The organism is Anianabacter salinae, from assembly GCF_019061145.1.
Taxonomy (GTDB): Bacteria; Pseudomonadota; Alphaproteobacteria; order Rhodobacterales; family Rhodobacteraceae; genus Anianibacter; species Anianibacter salinarum.
This window is the reverse complement of the sequence record NZ_JAHQZS010000006.1, coordinates 93,627-114,485: the sequence shown is the minus strand read 5'-3', so window position 1 is coordinate 114,485 and position 20,859 is coordinate 93,627. Positions and strand designations below refer to the sequence as shown.

17 protein-coding genes are annotated in these 20,859 nt (G+C 65.7%); 6 read left to right on the top strand and 11 right to left on the bottom strand.

Annotation, left to right across the window (positions count from 1 at the left end):
* Positions 1 to 123: 123 nt before the first annotated feature.
* Positions 124 to 3,627 (top strand): DNA polymerase III subunit alpha, encoded by a 3,504-nt coding sequence (gene dnaE / locus KTJ87_RS15880; RefSeq protein WP_267140130.1) that lies wholly within the window; start codon positions 124 to 126, stop codon positions 3,625 to 3,627.
* On the top strand, positions 3,620 to 4,372 hold the full coding sequence (locus tag KTJ87_RS15875) for a hypothetical protein (protein ID WP_267140129.1): 753 nt from the start codon (positions 3,620 to 3,622) through the stop codon (positions 4,370 to 4,372). The genes dnaE and KTJ87_RS15875 overlap by 8 nt, the downstream gene beginning before the upstream one ends.
* Positions 4,373 to 4,576: 204 nt before the next feature.
* On the opposite strand, the gene KTJ87_RS15870 is transcribed toward KTJ87_RS15875, so the two are convergent.
* Positions 4,577 to 4,780 (bottom strand): SlyX family protein, encoded by a 204-nt coding sequence (locus tag KTJ87_RS15870; protein WP_267140128.1) that lies wholly within the window; start codon positions 4,778 to 4,780, stop codon positions 4,577 to 4,579.
* A gap of 81 nt (positions 4,781 to 4,861) precedes the next feature.
* Between KTJ87_RS15870 and hisS the strand changes: the two genes are divergently transcribed.
* From hisS to hisG, 3 genes are read left to right on the top strand one after another with little or no spacing between them, the layout of a single operon-like run.
* The gene (gene hisS, locus KTJ87_RS15865) at positions 4,862 to 6,364 is read left to right on the top strand and encodes a histidine--tRNA ligase (protein WP_267140127.1); all 1,503 of its coding nucleotides are present in this window, start codon (positions 4,862 to 4,864) and stop codon (positions 6,362 to 6,364) included.
* A complete protein-coding gene (locus KTJ87_RS15860) occupies positions 6,361 to 7,461 on the top strand; it encodes an ATP phosphoribosyltransferase regulatory subunit (protein ID WP_407650502.1) in 1,101 nt (366 codons plus the stop codon). Before hisS ends, KTJ87_RS15860 begins: the two co-directional genes overlap by 4 nt.
* Entirely contained in the window at positions 7,458 to 8,159 is a 702-nt protein-coding gene (hisG, locus tag KTJ87_RS15855) for an ATP phosphoribosyltransferase (RefSeq protein WP_267140126.1), read from the top strand. Before KTJ87_RS15860 ends, hisG begins: the two co-directional genes overlap by 4 nt.
* A gap of 6 nt (positions 8,160 to 8,165) precedes the next feature.
* Here the strand turns inward: hisG and KTJ87_RS15850 are convergent, their stop codons facing one another.
* The gene (locus tag KTJ87_RS15850; RefSeq protein WP_267140125.1) at positions 8,166 to 8,603 is read right to left on the bottom strand and encodes a DUF1489 family protein; all 438 of its coding nucleotides are present in this window, start codon (positions 8,601 to 8,603) and stop codon (positions 8,166 to 8,168) included.
* Positions 8,604 to 8,764: 161 nt separating this feature from the next.
* Entirely contained in the window at positions 8,765 to 9,826 is a 1,062-nt protein-coding gene (locus KTJ87_RS15845) for a Hint domain-containing protein (protein ID WP_267140124.1), read from the bottom strand.
* A gap of 292 nt (positions 9,827 to 10,118) precedes the next feature.
* Between KTJ87_RS15845 and KTJ87_RS15840 the strand changes: the two genes are divergently transcribed.
* On the top strand, positions 10,119 to 12,605 hold the full coding sequence (locus tag KTJ87_RS15840; protein WP_267140123.1) for an adenosylcobalamin-dependent ribonucleoside-diphosphate reductase: 2,487 nt from the start codon (positions 10,119 to 10,121) through the stop codon (positions 12,603 to 12,605).
* Between the two features lie 4 nt (positions 12,606 to 12,609).
* Here the strand turns inward: KTJ87_RS15840 and KTJ87_RS15835 are convergent, their stop codons facing one another.
* From KTJ87_RS15835 to KTJ87_RS15800, 8 genes are all read right to left on the bottom strand, one after another.
* Positions 12,610 to 13,893 (bottom strand): HlyD family type I secretion periplasmic adaptor subunit, encoded by a 1,284-nt coding sequence (locus KTJ87_RS15835; protein ID WP_267140122.1) that lies wholly within the window; start codon positions 13,891 to 13,893, stop codon positions 12,610 to 12,612.
* Positions 13,893 to 15,623, bottom strand: coding sequence for a type I secretion system permease/ATPase (locus tag KTJ87_RS15830; RefSeq protein WP_267140121.1), 1,731 nt, complete (start codon positions 15,621 to 15,623; stop codon positions 13,893 to 13,895). Before KTJ87_RS15830 ends, KTJ87_RS15835 begins: the two co-directional genes overlap by 1 nt.
* 104 nt (positions 15,624 to 15,727) lie before the next feature.
* Positions 15,728 to 16,657, bottom strand: coding sequence for a hypothetical protein (locus KTJ87_RS15825; RefSeq protein ID WP_267140120.1), 930 nt, complete (start codon positions 16,655 to 16,657; stop codon positions 15,728 to 15,730).
* 504 nt (positions 16,658 to 17,161) lie between these two features.
* Positions 17,162 to 17,674, bottom strand: a complete 513-nt coding sequence (locus KTJ87_RS15820; protein WP_267140119.1) for a DUF3299 domain-containing protein — start codon at positions 17,672 to 17,674, stop codon at positions 17,162 to 17,164.
* Complete coding sequence (locus KTJ87_RS15815; RefSeq protein ID WP_267140118.1) at positions 17,668 to 18,183, bottom strand: DUF3299 domain-containing protein; 516 nt, start codon at positions 18,181 to 18,183, stop codon at positions 17,668 to 17,670. The genes KTJ87_RS15820 and KTJ87_RS15815 overlap by 7 nt, the downstream gene beginning before the upstream one ends.
* Entirely contained in the window at positions 18,180 to 19,427 is a 1,248-nt protein-coding gene (locus KTJ87_RS15810; protein ID WP_267140117.1) for an ABC transporter permease, read from the bottom strand. Before KTJ87_RS15810 ends, KTJ87_RS15815 begins: the two co-directional genes overlap by 4 nt.
* Positions 19,424 to 20,113, bottom strand: coding sequence for an ABC transporter ATP-binding protein (locus KTJ87_RS15805; protein WP_267140116.1), 690 nt, complete (start codon positions 20,111 to 20,113; stop codon positions 19,424 to 19,426). The genes KTJ87_RS15810 and KTJ87_RS15805 overlap by 4 nt, the downstream gene beginning before the upstream one ends.
* 2 nt (positions 20,114 to 20,115) lie before the next feature.
* On the bottom strand, positions 20,116 to 20,694 hold the full coding sequence (locus tag KTJ87_RS15800; protein WP_267140115.1) for a DUF2796 domain-containing protein: 579 nt from the start codon (positions 20,692 to 20,694) through the stop codon (positions 20,116 to 20,118).
* Positions 20,695 to 20,859: the final 165 nt, after the last annotated feature.

Below are 20,859 nucleotides of genomic sequence, written 5' to 3'. Positions count from 1 at the left end.
TGATTTTTGGGCGCCGCTGCTTGAAGGACGGGTGCCCCTAGGACAGGTGGTCGGCGCGCATCACCTCACAAGAAGTGGTGGTTCCTCCTTCCCAAATCAGGGGAAACGGGGGTAGAGTTCGGCATGGGCAAGGGGTCAAAATTCATCCACCTTCGGGTGCACACGGAATACTCGCTTCTTGAGGGCGCCGTGCCGGTCAAGAAGCTGGCGGGCCTTTGTGACCGCGCGTCGATGCCTGCCGTTGCGGTCACCGACACCAACAACATGTTCGCCGCACTCGAATTTTCGATGGCGGCCAGCGGTGCCGGGGTGCAGCCCATCGTCGGCTGCCAGCTCGATCTTGACTATGATCCCGTTCACCCCGGCGAGCGTGCGCGCGCGCCTGCGCCGCTGGTCCTCTTGGCCCAGAACGAGGCGGGATACCTCAACCTGATGAAGCTGAACTCCTGCCTTTACCTGCGCGGGGACGGCCAGCTTGCGCATGTGACGCTTGCCGATCTGGAACAGCATTCAGACGGTCTGATCTGCCTGACGGGCGGGCCGGACGGGCCGGTGGGCCGGTTCCTGCAGCAGGCGCAGCGCCCCAAGGCCGAGGCGTTGATGACCCAGCTGGCAGCGATCTACGGCGACCGCCTTTATGTGGAACTGCAACGTCATCCCGGCGAGGGCGGCCGACTGACCGAGGCCGAGCGCGCGACCGAACGCGGCCATGTCGAGATGGCCTACGCGATGGACCTGCCGCTGGTCGCGACCAACGACGTGTATTTTCCCAAACCCGAGATGTACGAGGCGCATGATGCGCTGATCTGTATCTCTGAAGGCGCCTATGTCGATCAGCAGGAACCGCGCCGCCGCCTGACAGCGCAGCACTACTTCAAGTCCGCCGACGAGATGACCGCGCTGTTCGCCGACCTGCCTGAGGCGATCCGCAACACCGTCGAGATCGCGATGCGCTGTGCCTTCAAGGTGGAGAAGCGTAGCCCGATCCTGCCACGCTTTGCCGATGACGAGGTCGAAGAGCTGCGCCGACAGGCGAAGGCGGGGCTAGAGGCGCGCCTGGCCGTGATCGAACACGCCGTTCCGGTCGCGGACTACGAGGCGCGGCTGGAGTTCGAGCTGGGCATCATCGAAGGCATGGGCTTTCCGGGCTATTTCCTGATCGTCGCCGACTTCATCAAGTGGGCCAAGGATCGTGACATTCCCGTCGGCCCGGGGCGCGGTTCGGGCGCGGGCAGTCTTGTCGCCTATGCATTGACCATCACCGACCTCGATCCCCTGCGCTATTCGCTTCTGTTCGAGCGGTTCCTCAACCCAGAACGGGTGTCGATGCCCGACTTCGACATCGACTTTTGCATGGACCGCCGCGAAGAGGTCATCGACTACGTCCAGAAGAAATACGGACGCGACCGGGTGGCGCAGATCATCACCTTCGGCGCGCTTCTGTCCAAGGCGGCGGTGCGCGACGTGGGCCGCGTGTTGCAGATGCCTTACGGGCAGGTCGACCGTCTGTCCAAGATGATCCCCGTCGAGGGCGTCAAGCCGGTGTCGATCGAGAAGGCGCTGGCGGACGAGCCGCGCCTGCGCGAGGCCGCGCGCGAGGAAGAGGTGGTGCACCGCCTGCTGACCTATGGCCAGCAGGTCGAGGGGCTGCTGCGCAATGCCTCGACCCACGCCGCAGGCGTGGTGATCGGCGACCGGCCCTTGGACGAGTTGGTGCCGCTGTACCAGGATCCGCGTTCGGACATGCCCGCGACCCAGTTCAACATGAAGTGGGTCGAGGAGGCGGGGCTGGTCAAGTTCGACTTCCTCGGCCTCAAGACCCTGACGGTGATCCAGAACGCCATCAACCTGATCCATGCCTCGGGCCGCGACCTGCATGTCGCCTCCGACGGTGCCGCCCTCTATCAGCCGCATCCGGGGGCCGAGAACGACATCGGGCAGATCCCGCTCGACGACGAGAACTCCTATCGCCTTTACGCCGAGGCCAAGACGGTCGCGGTGTTCCAGGTGGAAAGCTCGGGAATGATGGATGCGCTGCGGCGCATGAAGCCGACCTGCATCGAGGACATCGTTGCGCTGGTTGCGCTGTATCGGCCCGGCCCGATGGAGAACATCCCGAAATATTGCGAAGTCAAGAATGGCCTGTCCGACCGCGACCGCCTGCACCCCTTGGTCGATCATATCCTGGACGAGACCCAAGGCATCATCGTCTACCAGGAACAGGTGATGCAGATCGCGCAGGAGATGGCGGGATATTCGCTGGGCGGCGCCGACATGCTGCGCCGCGCGATGGGCAAGAAGATCCAGGCCGCGATGGACGCCGAGCGCCCGAAATTCCTTGAAGGGGCCGCGAAGAACGGCGTCGACAAGGACAAGGCGATGGAGGTCTGGAACCTTCTCGACAAGTTCGCCAACTATGGCTTCAACAAGTCGCACGCCGCCGCCTATGCCGTGGTCAGCTACCAGACGGCATGGCTGAAAGCGAACCACCCGGTCGAATTCATGGCCGGGGTGATGAACTGCGATATTCACCTGACCGACAAGCTGGCAGTCTACGCCGAAGAGGTCCGGCGGGGCCTCAAGATCGACATCGTTCCGCCGTGCGTGAACCGCAGCCAGGCGACGTTCAGCGTGTCGGACGGCAAGCTGGTCTACGGGCTGGGCGCCTTGAAGAACGTCGGGGTCGAAGCGATGCGGCTGATCGTCGAGGGGAGGGGGGGCAAGCCCTTTGCCACCGTCTATGACCTTGCGCGCCGCGTCGATCTCAAGCGGATCGGCAAGCGCCCGATAGAGATGCTGGCGCGGGCGGGGGCCTTTGACCAGCTTGATCCCAACCGCCGCCGGATGCTCGACTCGCTCGATGCTCTGGTGGCTTACTCCTCCGCGATCCACGACCAGAAGGCATCGAACCAGGTGTCGCTCTTCGGCGACGCGGGCGAGGACCTGCCCGAGCCGCGCCTAGCCCCCGTCGAGGACTGGCTGCCGAACGAGCGGCTGGCCGAGGAGCACAAGGCCATCGGCTTCTACCTGTCGGGCCACCCGCTCGACGACTACATGGGTCCGCTGAAGCGGCAGGGCGTGATGACGCTGGCCGAGGTGCAGGCCAAGGCCGAACGCGGGCCGCTGGTGGCCAAGCTGGCCGGGGCGGTGAGCGGCAGGCAGGAACGCAAGTCGGCGCGCGGCAACCGCTTTGCCTTTATCCAGCTGTCCGATCCGACAGGGCTTTACGAGGTCACCGTGTTCTCGGACACGCTCGAATCGGCGCGCGACCATCTGGAGGCGGGATCGAACATCGTCCTGACCGTCGAGGCGACGATGGAGAGCGAGCAGTTGAAGCTGCTGGGTCGTTCCGTGACGCCCATCGACACCGTCGCCGCAGAGGCGGGCGCGGGGGCGATCCGGGTGTTCCTGAACGACGCAGGGGCCGTCGCCACGGTGAAATCGCTTCTCGAACGGGCCTCGGCCGAGGCGAAGGCGCGCGCACGCGGCGCCGTCCACCTGTGCCTGCTGTCCCCGGACCTTCCGGGCGAGGTGGAGATCACGCTGGGAGATCAGTTCCCGGTCAACCCACAGATAAAGGGCGCGATCAAGTCTCTGGGCGGGGTCGTGACGGTGGAAGATGCATAGATCGAGCACCAGATGGATCGCCGCCCTGGCGGTCGCGGCAACGACCGCAGGCTGCGGCTTCTTCGGCACGCCGCAGGACCCCAACAATACGCGGATCATCGATCCTGGCCCCGAACGGGTGCAGGTCGGGGACACGCTGTATATCCGGTCCGGCAAGCGCCGCTGGTTCGGCGATCTCGCGGGATCGCGCCCCGATCCGGTGCAGACCGCCGATGCCGCGCCGCTGAAGATCGAGGACGCGACCTTTACCTCGGCCAGCACCGGCGACGTCGATGTCGCCCGCGCCGAAGCCGCGGCGCTGGCCTTCGGCACCGTCGCGCGGGCCTGCGACGTGGACGTGAGCGCAGCTGCGCAGCCGGTGGATGCGGTGGGCCGCCGCTACACGCTGCACGACACCGCGCCCGGCACGACCACGCCCCGCACACTTTATGTGACCGGCTTTCGCGATGGCTGCCCGCGCCAGTTCACCGCCGCGCTGGCCCAGTTCGGATCGCTTCGGATGCACGAGGCGACGCGCTATTCGCCGTTGAACGAAAGCCCCTATTCCGCGACCGACACCGCTTATGAGATCGTCAAGAAAGAGGTCTGCGCGGTACCGCACGGCGCCCCCTGTCCCGAAGACCGGGCGCGCAGGCTGGACCGGCGCACGGTGTTCCTGAGCGTGCACGAGAGTTTCGGCGAGGATGGCGCCTGGACCGAGATGCTGATCCATGACGGCGAGTTGATCGCAGGCCAGCCGATCTGATCGGCGCGCGGGGCGGGGAACGCCGCTTGCGGGCATCGAGCCCGCTGCGCGGCGTGCGAGACGTTCCCTCTCGCGCTCTCCCGAGTATTTCGGGACCAAAGATGGAATGGGTACTCTCCTGTTCATCTTTGGTCTTCAAATACCTCCAGGGGGGTCTGGGGGGACAGCGTCCCCCCAGCGCGGTTTCCCGCCAGCGCCGCCCCCCTACCAGTGCGGCGGCTTCTGGTCGGCGAGTGGCACGGCGCCGCCGCTGTCGTAGGCGCGTTCTGCCTCGCGTCCCATGAGCATCTCGACGCGCCGGGTCAGCAGGGCAATTTCGCGCTCCTGCCGGGCGATCACGTCGGACAGATCATCGACGTTTCGTTCCAGATGCGCGATGCGTTCTTCCAGTCGTGAGGTGTCGTCCATGTCGCCTCCGCTTGCCCCTCTTGACCCCTTCCGCTAGACCCCGCCGCGACGGATAAACCCCTTGCAGCGCGCGGTCACCCCATGGCGAAAGACAAGAAACAGCCCCGGCCCAAGGCCGAGACGCCGAAGGGCTTTCGCGACTATTTCGGCGCGGACGTGTCGGAACGCAAGGCGATGCTCGACAAGATCGCCGACGTCTACCACCGCTACGGCTTTGATCCGCTGGAATCCTCGGCTGTCGAGACGGTCCAGGCGCTTGGCAAGTTCCTGCCCGACGTCGACCGCCCCAACGAGGGGGTGTTCGCGTGGCAGGAGGACAGCGACAGCGAAAAGCCCGGCGACTGGCTGGCGCTGCGCTATGACCTGACAGCGCCCTTGGCGCGCGTCTATGCCCAGCACCGCAACGATCTGCCGACGCCGTATCGCCGCTATGCCATGGGGGCGGTCTGGCGCAACGAGAAGCCAGGGCCGGGGCGGTTTCGCCAGTTCTATCAATGCGATGCGGATACCGTGGGCACGCCCACGGTAGCGGCGGATGCCGAGATCTGCGCGATGCTGGCGGACGTTCTGGAAGAGGTGGGCATTCCGCGCGGGGATTATATCGTGCGGATCAACAACCGGAAGGTTCTGAACGGCGTGATGGAGGTCGCGGGCGTGCTTGACCCTGCAGATCCGTCGAAGTTCGAGGCCGAGCGCGGGATCGTCTTGCGCGCCATCGACAAGCTGGACCGTTTGGGGGTGGACGGGGTGCGCGCGCTTCTGGGCGCAGGGCGCGAGGACGAGAGCGGCGATTTCACGAAGGGTGCGGGGCTTGGCCCGGATCAGGCCGAGACCGTTATGGGGTTCATGGACGCGCGCCGGGACAGCGGCGCGGCGACCTGCGCGCGGTTGCGCGACCTGGTGAGCGGCTCTGTCATCGGCGCCGAAGGCGTCGCCGAACTCGAAGAAATGGCATCCCTGCTCGACGCCCAAGGCTATGGACCCGACCGCATCGTCATCGACCCTTCCGTCGTGCGCGGGCTTGGCTACTACACCGGCCCGGTGTTCGAGGCGGAGCTGACCTTCGAGATCACCGATGAAAAGGGCCGTCCGCGCCAGTTTGGCAGCGTGGCGGGGGGCGGGCGTTATGACGACCTCGTCAAGCGCTTCACCGGGCAGGCCGTGCCCGCGACAGGCGTGTCCATCGGCGTCGACCGGTTGCTGGCTGCCCTGCGGGCCACGAACCGGATCGGCGGCGCGCCGGACGGCCCCGTTCTTGTCACTGTGATGGACCGCGACCGCATGGCCGACTATCAGGCCATCGTCGGCGACTTGCGCCGCGCCGGGCTTCGGGCCGAGGCGTATCTGGGCAATCCCAAGACCTTTGGCAACCAGCTCAAATATGCCGACAAGCGGGGCTGCCCCTTCGCGATCATCGAGGGCGAGGACGAGCGCGCGCGCGGTGTGGTGATGGTCAAGGACCTGAAGCTGGGGGCGGAACTGGCGGCCGGGATCACCTCGAACGAGGAATGGAAAGAGCAGCGCGCACAAGAGGAAGTGCCGCGCGCCGATCTGGTGGCCTACCTCAAGCAGCGCCTGACATGAGCCCGCTGGCCGACCGTTCGCTCGACGCCGAGATCTCGCGGCTGGTCGCCCGGCTGACAGAGGCCGGGGCGGTGCTGGTCGATCCGCCTGTGCTGCAACCCGCCGAGACGCTGCTGGACCTGTATGGCGAGGATATTCGCGGGCGCGCCTACACCACGCGCGACCCTGTGGCGGGCGAGTTGATGCTCCGCCCCGACTTTACCGTGCCGGTCGTCGAGATGCACATGACGCACGGCGCGGAACCGGCGCGCTATGCCTATTCCGGCAAGGTGTTCCGCACGCAGGAAGACGGCGCCGACCGGCCCAGCGAATACGATCAGGTGGGCTTCGAGATATTTGATGGCAGCGATCCCGTCGCCGCCGATGCCGAGGTCTTTGCGATCATCGCCGAGTTGCTGGCGCCCTTGAACCTGCGCATCGCCACGGGCGACATGGGGCTCTTGTTCGCTGCCGTCCTGGGTCTGGACACGACCGAGCGGCGCAAGGCGGCGCTTCTGCGGCATGTCTGGCGACCGCGCCGGTTTCGCGCGCTCTTGGCGCGGTTCGGGTCGGCCTCGGTGCCGCCCGCGCGTGCGGCGCTGCTGGACCTGGTGCGGCGGGGCGAGGACGTGGTCGGCGCGGCGGGGCCGATGATCGGGCAACGGACCAGGGGCGAGATCGAGGCGCGGCTGAACGCGCTGGCCGAGGATGCCGAGACGCCGCCGATTTCCGAGCGCGAGACGGCGCTGATCGACGACATCGTGTCGCTGCGCGAGACGATGCCCAACGCCATCGAGCGGCTGCGCGACATCGCGGTGGACCTGCCGCAGGTGTCGGACGCGGTGGAGCGCATCCACGACCGCGCGCAGGCGCTGGCGGCGCGCGGCATCGACGTGGACGCGCTGGAGTTCGAGGGCAGCTACGGGCGCACCGCATTGGAATACTACGATGGCTTCGTCTTTGGCTTCTACGCCGGGGACCGCCCCGATCTGCCGCCTGTCGCGACCGGCGGGCGCTATGACGCGCTGACCCGCGTGCTGGGCCGGGGCCGCGCGATCCCCGCCGTGGGCGGTGTCATCCGTCCCGCCGTGGCACTGGCGCTGGGGGCGCGGACATGACCGTAAAGCTGGGGGTGCCGTCCAAGGGGCGGCTGATGGAAAAGACCTTTGACTGGTTCGGCGAGCGCGGCGTGACCCTCTCGCGCGCCGGATCGGAACGGGAATACACCGGTGCCGTGGCGGGCGCGGACGGGGTCGAGTTGATCCTGCTGTCGGCGGGCGAGATCCCGCGCGAGATGTCGGCGGGGCACATCCACCTTGGCGTGACGGGGTCGGATCTGGTGCGCGACAAGCTGGCGCATTGGGAGACTCAGGTGTCCGAGATCGCCGAGATGGGCTTTGGTCACGCCGATCTTGTGCTTGCCGTTCCGATGGCATGGGTCGATGTGGACAGCCTCGACGATCTTGACGCCGCCGCCGCCGCCTTCCGCGCGCGGCACGGCCACCGCCTGCGCATCGCCACGAAATACCACCGGCTGGTCCGCGACCACCTGCGCGAGCATGGCGTGGCCGACTACCTGCTGGTCGACAGCCAGGGCGCGACGGAAGGCACGGTGCGCAACGAGACCGCCGAGGCGATCGCCGACATCACCTCGACCGGCGACACGCTGCGGGCGAACCATCTCAAGGTCTTGGGACAAGAGCCGATCCACCGCAGCCAGGCGACGCTGTTCAAGGCGCGGCGCGCGGACTGGACGGACGAGGATCGCGCGATCTGCGCGGCCTTGTTCACAAAGCTGGGCGTCGAGTCGCGCTAACGCGGCTCAGCGCACGCCAAGATCGGACAGCGCGGCCAGCAGCGACGGCGGCAAGGTCTCGGCGTCGCGCGTGCGGCCCTTGGTCAGATCGCGCGGGGCATCGCCCGGCTGCAGGTAGCGCCAGCCCTGAAACGGGCGCCTGGGCACCGGTTCCACGCGGATCACTTCGGGCTCCAGCACGATGCCGCAGCGGCGGATGCCGTCCTGGCCGATCACCTCGTCCAGCCCGACGATCTTCTGGCGGGCCTGCACCAGCCCCTGGATCACCCAGTAGATCGACCCGCCATTCAGCAGTTCCGGCTCGCGCTTGGGCCACATCCGGGTGAGATGAAAATACCGCCCGCCGCTGCGCTGGCCAGAGCGGTTGCGCTGCCAGTCGATCAGGGTTTCGACCGACTGGGTGCCGACGGAGAGTTTCAGAAGGTGAATGTGCGAGTCGCTCATAGCCGGGGACACTAGCGGGATGGACCGTCGCAGCAACTCATAATCTGGGGGTAAAGTCCCGGCCAGCCCCCAGAGATTGATGGGACAGGGCTGGCCGGGCAGGGGGCAGAAATCAGTTTTGACTCAATGTCTGTGCGATCCGGTCGGGGACAACGACCGGATCAGCGAAAATACATCATTGCCTCAGCCCGCCGCAGGATCGGGAGAGCGGGCCGCATCCCGCGCTTGCGTCCGCGCTCTGTGCACAGTTCGGGAAACAGGTCGGCGATCTCGCGCCAGGTGCGGTCGAAACTGCCATCCGAAATGATCGCGGGGCCCAGCAGCATGCTTTCGCAAGGCAGACCGTTGGCGATCACGATCACATGCTGTCGGCACAGGATGTGGTGATAGCTTACCTCTTTCATGTCGCGCGCCATCGACACGCGGTCTCCGACCAGGTGGCAGGCGGCGGCGAGCGCCTTTTCAGTGCCGACGTGCAATTCGAGGTTTCCGCCCTCAAGCGCGATGCGATGCTGTTGCGAAACATAGAGGTCCGCGTAGGGCTTTCCTTCTCCGAAGGCCCCCGCTGCAATGCGAACCGGACGATGGCGTCGCGAGACGGCGGTCAGCGTCTCGGGCAGCTGGACATTGCGCCGCCCTACCCACACTACATCACGGACGGCTCCCGCTTCGTCGAGCACCGAAGCGCCGGGTTCGATCTCTTCGATTGGCAGGTCTCCGTCGGGTGTTCGGATCAGCGTTCCCGCCACGAAGCAGGGGATCGGAGCATTCACCGGCGCAAGGTTGAAACGCAGCAGCACACCGTCGAGCCCCAGGAACGTCGGCGGTTCGCCTTCGGGATATTGCACCAGCAGGCGGCCACCTGCCTCGAACACGGTCACGGGCACCGGATCGCCGAGCGTGTCGAAGACCAGGTCGGTGATTGGCCCCAAGAGCCCGCCGAGAAGGCCCCCGCCGACATTGATGCCGAAGCTGGCGGTACCGGTGCCGATATAGGTCACTGGATCGCCGTTGAAGGTCGTGGTTCCGTCGCCAACTTCGAAGAAGCCGTCGTTGTCGACCACCTCGCCGACCTCGGGCGCGCCGAAGTCGTTGAGCACGAATGTCTGGGCATTGAGAACTCCCAGATCGGCATCAACGCCGAGAAGTGAGTTCAGTTCCTGAACCGTTATTTTCCGCGCCATGACGCTTTCCTTGCAACCAACCAACCAACCGACGTCCATCGTCCGACAATCAGAATAGGAGTCAAGTAATTGGTTTGTTTACATTTTTTATTCAAGCGCGGTGAAACTAGTTTCAGATTTAACTCGTTACTCCAACCTTATGCCCAATTCATATCGCGATGAATTCGGGGGTCGAAGCCTCTCAACGCAGTAAAAATCCGATCCCTTTGGATAGGTCTCCGCACGCGGCGGCGAATCGCAATGAACCCGGTCGCGCGGTGCGTTTGCGTTGACCCTTGGGGCTTGCGGGCCTATTGTACGGCTCCCTCCTCGCCATTGTCAGGACCGCGTGATGAGCCGTTTCGCCGCCCCGATCGCCGAAGCCATCTGGGACATGAAGTACCGCTTCAAGGATGCGGACGGCACGCCGATCGACCGCACGGTCGAGGACACCTGGCGCCGCATCGCCCGGTCGCTGGCCGAGGTCGAGGCCGATCCCGCCCATTGGGAAGACCGATTCTATACCGCGCTTGAGGATTTCAGATACCTGCCCGCGGGCCGCATCACGGCGGGCGCGGGCACGGCGCGGTCGGTGACGCTGTTCAACTGCTTTGTCATGGGCACGATCCCCGACAGCATGGGCGGCATCTTCGACATGCTGAAAGAGGCCGCGCTGACGATGCAGCAGGGCGGCGGCATCGGATATGACTTCTCGACGATCCGGCCCAAGGGCGCGGATGTGAAGGGCGTGGCGGCGGATGCCTCCGGCCCCTTGTCGTTCATGGACGTGTGGGATGCGATGTGCCGCACGATCATGTCGGCGGGCGCGCGGCGCGGCGCGATGATGGCAACGATGCGCTGCGATCACCCCGACATCGAGGACTTCATCAGCGCGAAATCCGACCCCGCGCGGCTGCGCAACTTCAACGTCTCGGTGCTGGTGACCGATGCCTTCATGGCGGCGGTCAAGGCCGATGGCCCGTGGGATCTGGTGTTCGACGGCAAGGTCTACCGCACGCTTCAGGCGCGCGATCTGTGGAACCGGATCATGCGCGCGACCTATGACTATGCCGAGCCGGGCGTGATCTTCATCGACCGCATCAACGCCGCGAACAACCTTGCCTATTGCGAGACCATTGCGGCGACCAACCCCTGCGGCGAACAGCCCCTGCCGCCATACGGGGCCTGCCTTCTGGGGTCGGTGAACCTTGCGCGGCTGGTCACGCACCCGTTCGAGGACGGCGCGGCGCTCGACCCGGATGCGCTGGACGATCTGGTGCGCCTGTCGGTGCGGATGATGGACAACGTGGTGGATGCCTCGCGCTTTCCCCTGCCGCAGCAAGCCGAGGAGGCGCGCGCCAAGCGCCGGATCGGGCTTGGCGTCACCGGTCTGGCCGATGCGCTCTTGATGCTGGGCCTGCGCTATGGGTCCGACGCAGCCGCCGCGCAGACGGAGGCTTGGATGAAGCGCATCGCGCGCGCCGCCTATCTCGCGAGCGTCGATCTGGCGAAGGAAAAGGGGCCGTTCCCGCTGTTCGACGCCGAGAAATTCCTCGCGTCTGGCGCGATGCAGGCGATGGACGAGGATGTGCGCGACGCCATCCGCCAGCACGGCATCCGCAACGCTCTTTTGACCTCGATCGCGCCGACGGGGACGATTTCGCTCTATGCCGGGAACGTATCGTCCGGGATCGAGCCGGTGTTCGCCTATGCCTACACCCGCAAGGTGCTGCAAAAGGACGGATCGCGCACCGAGGAAGAGGTGGTCGACTACGCCGTGCAGTTGTGGCGCGACAGGTTCGGGGATGCCGAGTTGCCCGACTATTTCGTCAATGCTCAGGAACTGGCGCCGCTGGAGCATGTGAAGATGCAGGCGGCGGCGCAGAAATGGATCGACTCGTCGATTTCCAAGACGATCAACTGCCCCGCCGACATTTCCTTCGAGGCGTTCAAGGACGTCTACCTGCAAGCCTATGAGACCGGCTGCAAGGGCTGCACCACCTACCGTCCGAACGCGGTGACGGGGTCGGTCTTGTCGGTGAGTGAGGGGAAGAAGGAGGAGTCAATGGGTGGTCGGCTGTTGGGCGCCCGAAAACAAATGGGCCTGACACAGCATGCTTTGGCGGACCTCGCGAACGTATCGCAGCCATTTCTATCGCGCCTTGAGAAGAATGAAGCGCGGGCGTCGGTTGATACTGTGACGAAACTGGCCTCTGTTCTCAATATATCTGCGGGCTGGCTGCAGTATGGGAATGCCCAAGAAGAGGTCGCTTCCAACAATCTGGCATCGGCTCCCCAATCACCCCACGGCGACGTCGTCTACATCTCCGAACCGCTGGACCGGCCACAGGAACTCGAAGGCTCCACCTACAAGCTGAAATGGCCTGACAGCAGCCACGCGATCTACATCACCATCAACGACATCGTCATCAACGGCCACCGCCGCCCGTTCGAAATCTTCATCAATTCCAAGAACATGGAGCATTTCAGCTGGACGGTGGCGCTGACGCGGATGATCTCGGCAGTGTTCCGGCGCGGCGGCGATGTGTCTTTCGTGGTCGAAGAGCTGAAAGCCGTGTTCGACCCGCGCGGCGGCGCGTGGATGCAGGGCAAGTATATCCCCTCGATCCTCGCAGCCATCGGCGGCGTGATCGAACAGCACCTCATCGCCATCGGCTTCATCGCGGGCGAGGGGCTTGGCCTCAAGACCGACCCGGCGGACGTGGTGAACCTCGACGCCCCGCGCGGACAGGCCTGTTCAAGCTGCGGCAGCTACGAGGTGCGGATGATCGAAGGCTGCATGACCTGCGCGAACTGCGGCTTTTCGAAATGCGGCTAGCTCGTCAGTTCACTTCCCTGAAGCTGCGGGTCAGCGCGTCGAGGATCGGGTCGGCAAGATAGGCCAGCACGCTGCGTTCGCCTTGCAGGATGTAGACCTCGACCGGAAGCCCGAACACCATATTGCCCGCGATCTCGCCGGGCAGGGTGTCGCGGTCGACCTCGATCCGGGCCACGAAATGCGGCGATCCGGCCCCGTCTTCTGCCGGAACGACATTGTCGGACACCGTCAGCACGCTGCCGAAGGACGGGGCGAGCCTGCGGGCGTCATAGCCGACGAAGCGCAGCTCGACGTCCTGCCCCGCCGCGATCGAGTCGACGTCCAGCGGTGACACCCGCGCGGTGACGACGAAGTCCTGACTTTGCGGTGCGATCTCCATCAGGATCTGGCTGGGCTGGATCACGTCGCCTGCCGCGACGTTGACCTGTTGCACGCGGCCAGAGGCAGGCGCCCGCAGATCGGCGCGGGACAACCTGTCCTCGATCACAAGCAGTTCGTTCTCGCTGGCGCTCAGCTTGTCCTGCGCGTCGCCCAGATCGGCCGCCGCGCGTTCGCTGTATTCGCGGCGCGCCTGTTCGATCTCGGACACGATCAAAAGCGCGTCGCTGCGCGCCGACGCCATCGCGGACGTCACCTGCCCAAGCGACGCGCGGATCTGAATAACCAGATCGCGCTGAACATCTACCCGGTTGGTTTCGACCAGCCCCTTTTCGTTGCCCTCCTGCATGCGGGTCAGCACCTCTGTCTGAAGCGCAAGACGCTCGCGCAGGGCAGTGGCCTGATCCCGCAGCCCCGCGATCTCGTCCTCGATCTGAAGCGATCGCTGGTCGAGGATGTCCAGCGCTGAAAGCAGAAGGCTGCGCCTGTCCTCGAAAAGCGCGGTCTCGCGCTGGCGGATGCCGTGCGGCAGCCCGGCGGGGAAATCTATGCGGGTCAGGCCGTCCCGTTCGGCAGCAAGCCGGACCACGCGGGCCTGGCTGGCGTCGCGGCGTTCGCGCAGGACGGCAAGATCGGACAGCCATTGCAGCGGATCGAGGCGTACCAGCACTTCGCCCTTCTCGACACGTTCGCCTTCAACGACCGTCACCTCTGCGACCATTCCGCCCTCGAGGTGTTGAAGCCGTTGGCCGCGCTGGACAGTGGTGATGGTGCCCGGTGCCACCACGGCGGCGTCGATCTGTGACGTGGCCGCCCAGCCGCCAAGGCCCAGAAGCGTCGCGGCGACGATCAGGGCGCCGATCCAGACAAGCCGGGCGGGACCGGGATGGGTTGTTGCGGCGTCCGGCATCATGCGCCCTTCCGAGCGGCCACGGCCGCCGGGGCGTCGTCGGCGGCTTTGGTGCCGATGGCGTCTACCGTGTCGACCAGCTTTTGCACCGTGCCCTTGTCCAGCACCATGACCTGGCTGGACGCTGCCACGAGATTGCTGCGATGCGTCGAGAGGATCACCGCGGCGTTCAACTGGCGCAGCGCGAGGATGCAGCGCACGAGTGCTTCCTCTCCGGCGGCGTCGAGGCTGGCGTTCGGCTCGTCGAGGACGATCAGGCGGGGCACCCCGAACACCGCCCGCGCCAGCGCGATGCGTTGGCGTTGTCCCCCCGACAAGCGGTCGCCGCCGGGGCCAACCTCGGTCTCGAAGCCGTTGGGCAGGCTCTTTATCATGTCATACGCACCCGCGAGGTAGGCGGCCGCGACGATGTCCTTGTCCGTCGCCTCTGGCAGAAAGCGCCCCATGTTCTGCGCCACCGTTCCGGGGAACAGCACGCTTGCTTGCGGCATGTAGCCGATCAGCGCCCCAAGCTGTTGCGGCGGCCAGTGCGACAGCTCCGTGCCATCAAGGCGAACAGAACCGCCAGCGGGCAACACGCTGCCTGCAAGATGCCGCAGCAACGTGGTCTTGCCCGATCCGCTTGCGCCCAGAACGGCCAGGCATTCCCCGGGTGCGACGGAAAACGTGATGCCGCGAAGCGCCAGATTTGCCGATCCGGGCACACGCGCGCTCAGTTGCATGACGTCGAGGTATCCCCTGGCCTTGGGCAGGGCGGTTCGGGCTGGTTCCTCGGGGATACGGGCGAACAGGTTGTCCAGCCGCCCCCAGGACTGCCGCGCCCTGCCGAAGACGCTCCATTGGCCGACCGCCTGCTCGACCGGAGACAGCGCGCGCCCCATCATGATCGAGGCGACGATCATGATGCCGGGCGTGATCTGCTGATCCAGCACCAGAAGCGCGCCCACCCCGAGAATGGCGATCTGAAGCGCCATCCGCAGGAAACGGGACAACGCCAGGATGGTCCCCGACCGGTCATTGGCAAGCGACTGGCCCTGCAGCAGCGCCTGACGCTTTTCGAACCAGCGCAGGCGCATGGCGCGTTCCATCCCCAGCGATTGAAGAAGATCGGCGTGCTGAAGCGCCGAGACGGCGACATCCGACGCGTCGCGCGCCGCGGTCATCGCGCTGGCCATCGCCTTGCGGGTCAGAAGCTCATTCAGGACCGCAAGACCGAAGATGCCGATGGTGCCCACCAGCGCCACAAGCCCAAGCGCGGGGTGGAACAGAAAACAGGCGATGATGAACAGCGGGGTCCAGGGCGCGTCGAGCAGGGCGATCAGGCCGGGGCCGTTCAGGAACTCACGGACCCTTTCCAGATCCCGCAACAGCGGGTCTGGCTTGCTTTCCGGCTCGGCCAGCTTGAGGCGCATCACCCGGTTGAACAGCGGTCCCGAAAGCGCGGCGTCGTATTCAAGCCCGGCCCGGACCAGAATGCGAAACCGCACGATTTCGAGGGCAGCATAGGCAAGCAGCAGGAAGGCCGCGATCACGGTGAGGGCCATGAGGGTGTCAAGGCTGCGGGTTGTCAGCACGCGCTCATAGATCTGCAGCATGTAGAGCGGTCCGACGAAGGCCAGCAGGTTCAGGAACAGGCTGAATCCCAGGATCCACGCAAGCCACCGCACGAGTTGCCGCCGGGTGCGGGCAAAGACGGGGTCGCGGTCTGTGCGAGGGGCGCGGAGCGACATTCTCGGGGGTTCCGTCACAGGGCGCTGCGGACCTTCTCAGGGGGTGGATACGGAAACAGGCGGCCCGGTGGCCGCCTGCAGTGATGTGCCGTGCGGCCTTTGGATCAACCGATCGAGATCAGACCGTCGGTCCCAAGCAGATCGCCGACCAGCGGCAGGCCGCCGTCGCCAAGCAGACCATCGGTCAGACCGCCCAGGTCGCCGACCAGCGGCAGGCCACCATCGCCGAGGAGGCCGTCGGTCAGGCCGCCCAGATCATCGACCAACGGCAGGCCGCCGTCGCCAATCAGGCCATCTGTCAGACCGCCCAGATCGCCGACCAGCGGCAGGCCGCCGTCGCCGAGGAGGCCGTCGGTCAGACCGCCGAGATCGCCGACCAGCGGCAGGCCACCGTCGCCAAGCAGACCATCGGTCAGACCGCCCAGATCGCCGACCAGCGGCAGGCCGCCGTCGCCGAGAAGGCCGTCGGTCAGACCGCCCAGGTCGCCGACCAGCGGCAGGCCGCCGTCGCCAAGCAGACCGTCGGTCAGGCCGTCCAGATCGCCGACCAGCGGCAGGCCACCATCGCCGAGGAGGCCGTCAAGCAGACCGGTGACGATGCCGTCGGGGCCAAGGACCGTATCGAGGAGCGTGGTCACGAGTCCGTCCTCGCCAAGCAGCGCGTCCAGATCGCCCAGATCGCCGACGACATCGGGCAATGGAAGATCGCCGGTGTCGGGGATCAAACCGCCCAGACCGCCCAGATCGCCCAGATCACCGATCAGCGGCAGGCCGTCCGACAGAAGGCCGCCCGTCAGGTCTCCGATCAGCGGCAGGTCGGCGCCGTCCAGCAGGTCCGAGACCAGCGGAAGGGCGCTTCCGCCAAGATCGCCCGGAAGCGGAAGCTCGCCGCCGACAAGTTCGCCGACCAGAGGCGTGACCTGGCCGGTCACACCTTCCACCAGCCCGCCGATATCGGGCAGGCCAAGGTCGCCAAGGCCAAGGGGGTCTCCGAGTGAGGACAATGCGTCTGTCCCAACGTTATCTAGTGCCATTTGTCTCTCCATGGACAACGCGAGTTGTTGAGACGCCAGGATCAGCCCGCCGGGCAGCAGAATCTGTGAAGCGCTGCGGCGCTCGACGAGGTTTGAAAGGGCCATCGCAATCTCGCTAGTCGTGGTTGGTCGAGCATGTCGCCCATGCTCGTCGGCATCTGGACTGGCAAGGTTGGCGAGGGCTATTGGCCTATAGGATGATTGGACAATGGCGCCGGTCATACTTTGGGATGATATTCGGCTGTCATGAGAAAATCAGGCGCCGAGCGGCTGCGAGCGCGCCGTGAGAACGCCCTATAACCATTTGATAAATAAACATTTTACTGGGTCTTGCTGTCAGTCGAGCCGCGCGCGGTGCTTGCGGTATCGAACGCGCGGAGGATTGCCGATCCGTCGCGAGATTGCGCTTGATCGCAGGGTGTCGCCCACAGCGTGTGCCGGGAATGGCGCGAGACAGGGCGCTCGTCGGGCATTGGGGGCATGACCCCTGGCGCTGCCGTAGCCTCAGCCGCGATACGCGACGATCCTGTCGGCGGACAGCGCATAGCCAACCTCGGCCAGTTGCGTGGACATCGACGCGGTGCCGAACATCCCCGTGACCGTGACCGGATCGAACAGCCCGCCGGACTCGTAGGGGTCTTCGGTCGTGACCAGGATCAACTGGTTCGCGGGAGGCGGCGGCACATGGATGCAGGCGCCGACATAGGGCACCAGCATGAAGGCCGTGACGCCCGTGCCCTTCTGGTCGAGCGGAATGATGAAGCCCGACAGCCGGACCGTGCGCCCGTTCCAGTCGGTGCGCACGCCGGTCGAAACGGCCTGGCTGCTTGCCATGTCGGTCTCGTCGTGCGGGACAAGGCCCTGAAGCTGCGGCGGCAGCGACGACTGCCCCTCGGGAAGCAGATCGCGCCACTCCAGATCGACGATGTCCTCGGCGCGCAGGCCACTGGCCGCCAGACCGGCAAGGCCTGCCAGCCCCAGGCAAACCCCGCGCCGCGTGCGGCCCGTTCCTACCATGTGTAGATCTCGATCTCTTGCGCGGCGATCTCGTAGCCGATTTCGGCGATTGCCGTCGATTGCAGCCGTGCGCTCAGCACCCCCGACACCCAGACCGCATCCCACATCTGGTCCGACGGCCAGGGGTCTTTCGTCGTCACGAAGACAAGCTGGTTCGGCGGAGGAGGCGGCACATGGATGCAGGCACCGACATAGGGCACCAGAACGAAGCTGGTCAGCCCCTCAGCCTCGATGTCCAGCGGGATGATGTAGCCCGGCAACCTGACTGAAGCCCCGTTCAGCTCCGTGTTCAGCTTGGTCGCGTTCTCGTCGAAGATCGGGCTCCAGGTGTCGCTTTGCTCGTCAAGGTCGCCTTCACCGACGATCTCGGCATAGGGCACGCCGGGCGGGATCAGGTCATCCCAGGTGATCTCGCGGAAGGGCCGCGCGAAGGCTGTGCGCGGCACGATTGCGCCTGCGGCGGCCAAAAGGCCGAACGTCCTGCGGGTGATCCTGCCTTGTCCTGTCATGTCCTCACCATCATGCCATCGGCGAGCGAAAGCCGGTAGGCCCTTAGCGCCGGAACAAGGCTGGCCAGCCCCGCCGCGGCGATCACGATCCCGAGACCCCACACCTCGCGCAGGGTGGGCGGCTCGATCGGCAGCCAGATGCCTGCGGCCGCATCGACGAGCGGCTGTGCCACCGCGAGGCCAAGATAGAGCAGCGTAAGGCCCAGCACCGCCCCCGCCGCCGCCATAAGCATCGCTTCCAGCACGAGAAGCCCCAGGATCGTCGCGGGGCGCGCGCCCATCGCCCGCCAGATCGCCATCTCGCGCCGCCGTTCGTTCAGGCTGGAAAAGATCATCGCCATCATGCCGATAAGCGCGGTGATGACGACCATCGCCGACACCCCGATCAGCGCGGTTTCGGCGACGCCGACGATCTGCCAAAGTTCTTGCAGCGCGACGCCCGGCAGGATCGCAAGCAGCGGCTCTTCGGGATACTCGTTGATCCAGCGTTGCAGGCCGAAGATCTGCAGGCGCGACTCGGTCCCGACCAGCGCCGCCGTGATAGCTGACGGAGTAAGGTCCATGCTTCGTATCACCTCGACCGGCGTGGACTGGCCGGTCTGTCCCCCGCCCTGCCAGTCGACATGGATCGCCTCGATCGCCTCGAGGCTGACGATCACCGTGCGGTCCACCGGCGTGCCGGTCTTGCCGATGATCCCGGCGATGCGGAACGGCTGGTCGTCATGGTCGGTAAAGGACGCAAGACCATGCGAGACGACGATGGGATCGCCCACGGCATATCCCAGCGCGGCCGCGACATCGGCGCCGATCACGGCGTCATACAGGTCCTGCAATCCGTGCCCCTCGGGTATCTCCAGCGACCGGCCCCCGCGATACTTGTAGTGCTCGAAGAAGGCAGGCGTCGTTCCCATGACGCGGAACTGACGGTGGCTGTCGCCCAACGAGATCGGCACGATCCAGTCGACTTCGGGCCGCGCCGCGATGTCCTGGTAGCTTTCCCACGATACGTTGTTGGTCGCGTTGCCGATGCGGAACACCGAGTAGAGCAGCAGTTGCACCGACCCCGACCGCGCGCCGACGATCAGGTCGGTGCCCGAGATCGTGTCGGCAAAACTGGCCCGCGCGCCGGTGCGCACCTTCTCGACGCCAAGGAACAGCGCGACGGACAGCGCGATCGCCAGCACCGTCATTCCGACGGTCAGCGCACGGGCCAGCAGGGATTGGGTGGCAAGGCGCAGGATCATGCCGCGGCCTTCCACGATGTCACGATGTCCTCGATCCGGACCACCCGGTCAAAGCGCGCGCCCAGCCGTTCGTCATGGCTGACCATCAGCAGGGACGAGCCGGTCCGCGCGGTCTGGTCGAACAACAGGCTCAGGAAAGTGTCCTGTGTCGCGGCGTCCAGCGCCGAGGTCGGCTCGTCCGCGACAATGAGCGGCGGCGCGCCGATCAAGGCCCGGGCCACGGCCACGCGCTGTTGTTGTCCGACGCTCAGCCGCCCTGCCTGGGTCGTCAGGATGTCGCCGGGCAGCCCGAGGGCGATGCAAAGTCGCGCGGCATCGCCGGGCGCGGCGCGGGACCGGCGCATTGGGGCAAATCGCAGGGGCAACAGGATGTTGTCGACGACGCGGGCATAGGGCAACAGGTTGAACTGCTGAAAGATCACGCCGATCCGCTCTGCCCTGAACCTGTCGCGCGCCCCGGCCCGCAGCGTGGAAAGGTCGGTGCCATCGACCGACACGCTGCCGCTGATCGCGGTGACGATGCCGCAGACCAGCGACAGGAGCGTCGATTTCCCCGATCCGCTGGCGCCCAGAAGCAGCACGCTTTCCCCCGCCGCCATGCGGAAGTCCGGACAGGACAGCGAAAAGCCGCCCCGCCCGGGCCAGCTGTAGGTCACGTCGGTAAGGACAAGGGCGGGGTCGGTCATCTTCAGTTCAACGTCAACTCTGGCGCATCGCGGGTGATCTCGGCCGAGCCGGTGGCCGCATCGGTGACGTATTGTGCCTCGATCTCCTCCGCATTGGCAAAGCTGTCGAAGAACGGCAAGCCAATGCTTCCAAGGTCCTCGGGATGCGTGCAGTCGAAGGAATAGCTGGCGTGGAACTCGCTGTGCTCGCCGCCGTCTTCCTTGTGGTCCTCGTCCTCGGCGTGCTCTTCGTGCGCGTGGCCCTCGCCTTCGGCGTGCTCGTGCTCGCCGCCGTGAAGATGCGCCACCACCTCGGTCAGCCGGCATTCCGCAGCCTCGGGCAGGGTCACGACATTCTCGGGCATCAGCATCATGCGGATCGCGGCCTCGACCGCATCCTTGTCGGCATCGGTGCTGGCGGCATACTCGAACCCGACGATGTCCATGCCCGGCGACAGAAGGTTGATCTCGACGGTGTTGCCTTCAATGGCAAGCTCCAGCGTGCTGACCCCGTGAACATGGGCATCCATCTGGCGCGTTTCCTGTGCCACAAGCGGCATGGCGGCGACCGAAGCCAGGAGGGTGAAACCAAGCGTTTTCATTTTGAGTTCTTCGTTTGGATATGATGTCGGTTCAGGGAGGCAGTGCAACACATCAGGGGCTCGGTGCCTTGATGCTCACGCCGCAGAGGGACGATGCGTTGGGGTTATGTAATAACATAACGAATCCAATAGACGTTATACTATAACATTGCAAGACGCGCTGGT

Coding starts and splice junctions, on each gene's coding strand:
- dnaE (WP_267140130.1), top strand. CDS start 124: ATGGGCAAGGGGTCAAAATTCATCCACCTTCGGGTGCACACGGAATAC.
- KTJ87_RS15875 (WP_267140129.1), top strand. CDS start 3,620: ATGCATAGATCGAGCACCAGATGGATCGCCGCCCTGGCGGTCGCGGCA.
- KTJ87_RS15870 (WP_267140128.1), bottom strand. CDS start 4,780: ATGGACGACACCTCACGACTGGAAGAACGCATCGCGCATCTGGAACGA.
- hisS (WP_267140127.1), top strand. CDS start 4,862: ATGGCGAAAGACAAGAAACAGCCCCGGCCCAAGGCCGAGACGCCGAAG.
- KTJ87_RS15860 (WP_407650502.1), top strand. CDS start 6,361: ATGAGCCCGCTGGCCGACCGTTCGCTCGACGCCGAGATCTCGCGGCTG.
- hisG (WP_267140126.1), top strand. CDS start 7,458: ATGACCGTAAAGCTGGGGGTGCCGTCCAAGGGGCGGCTGATGGAAAAG.
- KTJ87_RS15850 (WP_267140125.1), bottom strand. CDS start 8,603: ATGAGCGACTCGCACATTCACCTTCTGAAACTCTCCGTCGGCACCCAG.
- KTJ87_RS15845 (WP_267140124.1), bottom strand. CDS start 9,826: ATGGACGTCGGTTGGTTGGTTGGTTGCAAGGAAAGCGTCATGGCGCGG.
- KTJ87_RS15840 (WP_267140123.1), top strand. CDS start 10,119: ATGAGCCGTTTCGCCGCCCCGATCGCCGAAGCCATCTGGGACATGAAG.
- KTJ87_RS15835 (WP_267140122.1), bottom strand. CDS start 13,893: ATGCCGGACGCCGCAACAACCCATCCCGGTCCCGCCCGGCTTGTCTGG.
- KTJ87_RS15830 (WP_267140121.1), bottom strand. CDS start 15,623: ATGTCGCTCCGCGCCCCTCGCACAGACCGCGACCCCGTCTTTGCCCGC.
- KTJ87_RS15825 (WP_267140120.1), bottom strand. CDS start 16,657: ATGGCACTAGATAACGTTGGGACAGACGCATTGTCCTCACTCGGAGAC.
- KTJ87_RS15820 (WP_267140119.1), bottom strand. CDS start 17,674: ATGGTAGGAACGGGCCGCACGCGGCGCGGGGTTTGCCTGGGGCTGGCA.
- KTJ87_RS15815 (WP_267140118.1), bottom strand. CDS start 18,183: ATGACAGGACAAGGCAGGATCACCCGCAGGACGTTCGGCCTTTTGGCC.
- KTJ87_RS15810 (WP_267140117.1), bottom strand. CDS start 19,427: ATGATCCTGCGCCTTGCCACCCAATCCCTGCTGGCCCGTGCGCTGACC.
- KTJ87_RS15805 (WP_267140116.1), bottom strand. CDS start 20,113: ATGACCGACCCCGCCCTTGTCCTTACCGACGTGACCTACAGCTGGCCC.
- KTJ87_RS15800 (WP_267140115.1), bottom strand. CDS start 20,694: ATGAAAACGCTTGGTTTCACCCTCCTGGCTTCGGTCGCCGCCATGCCG.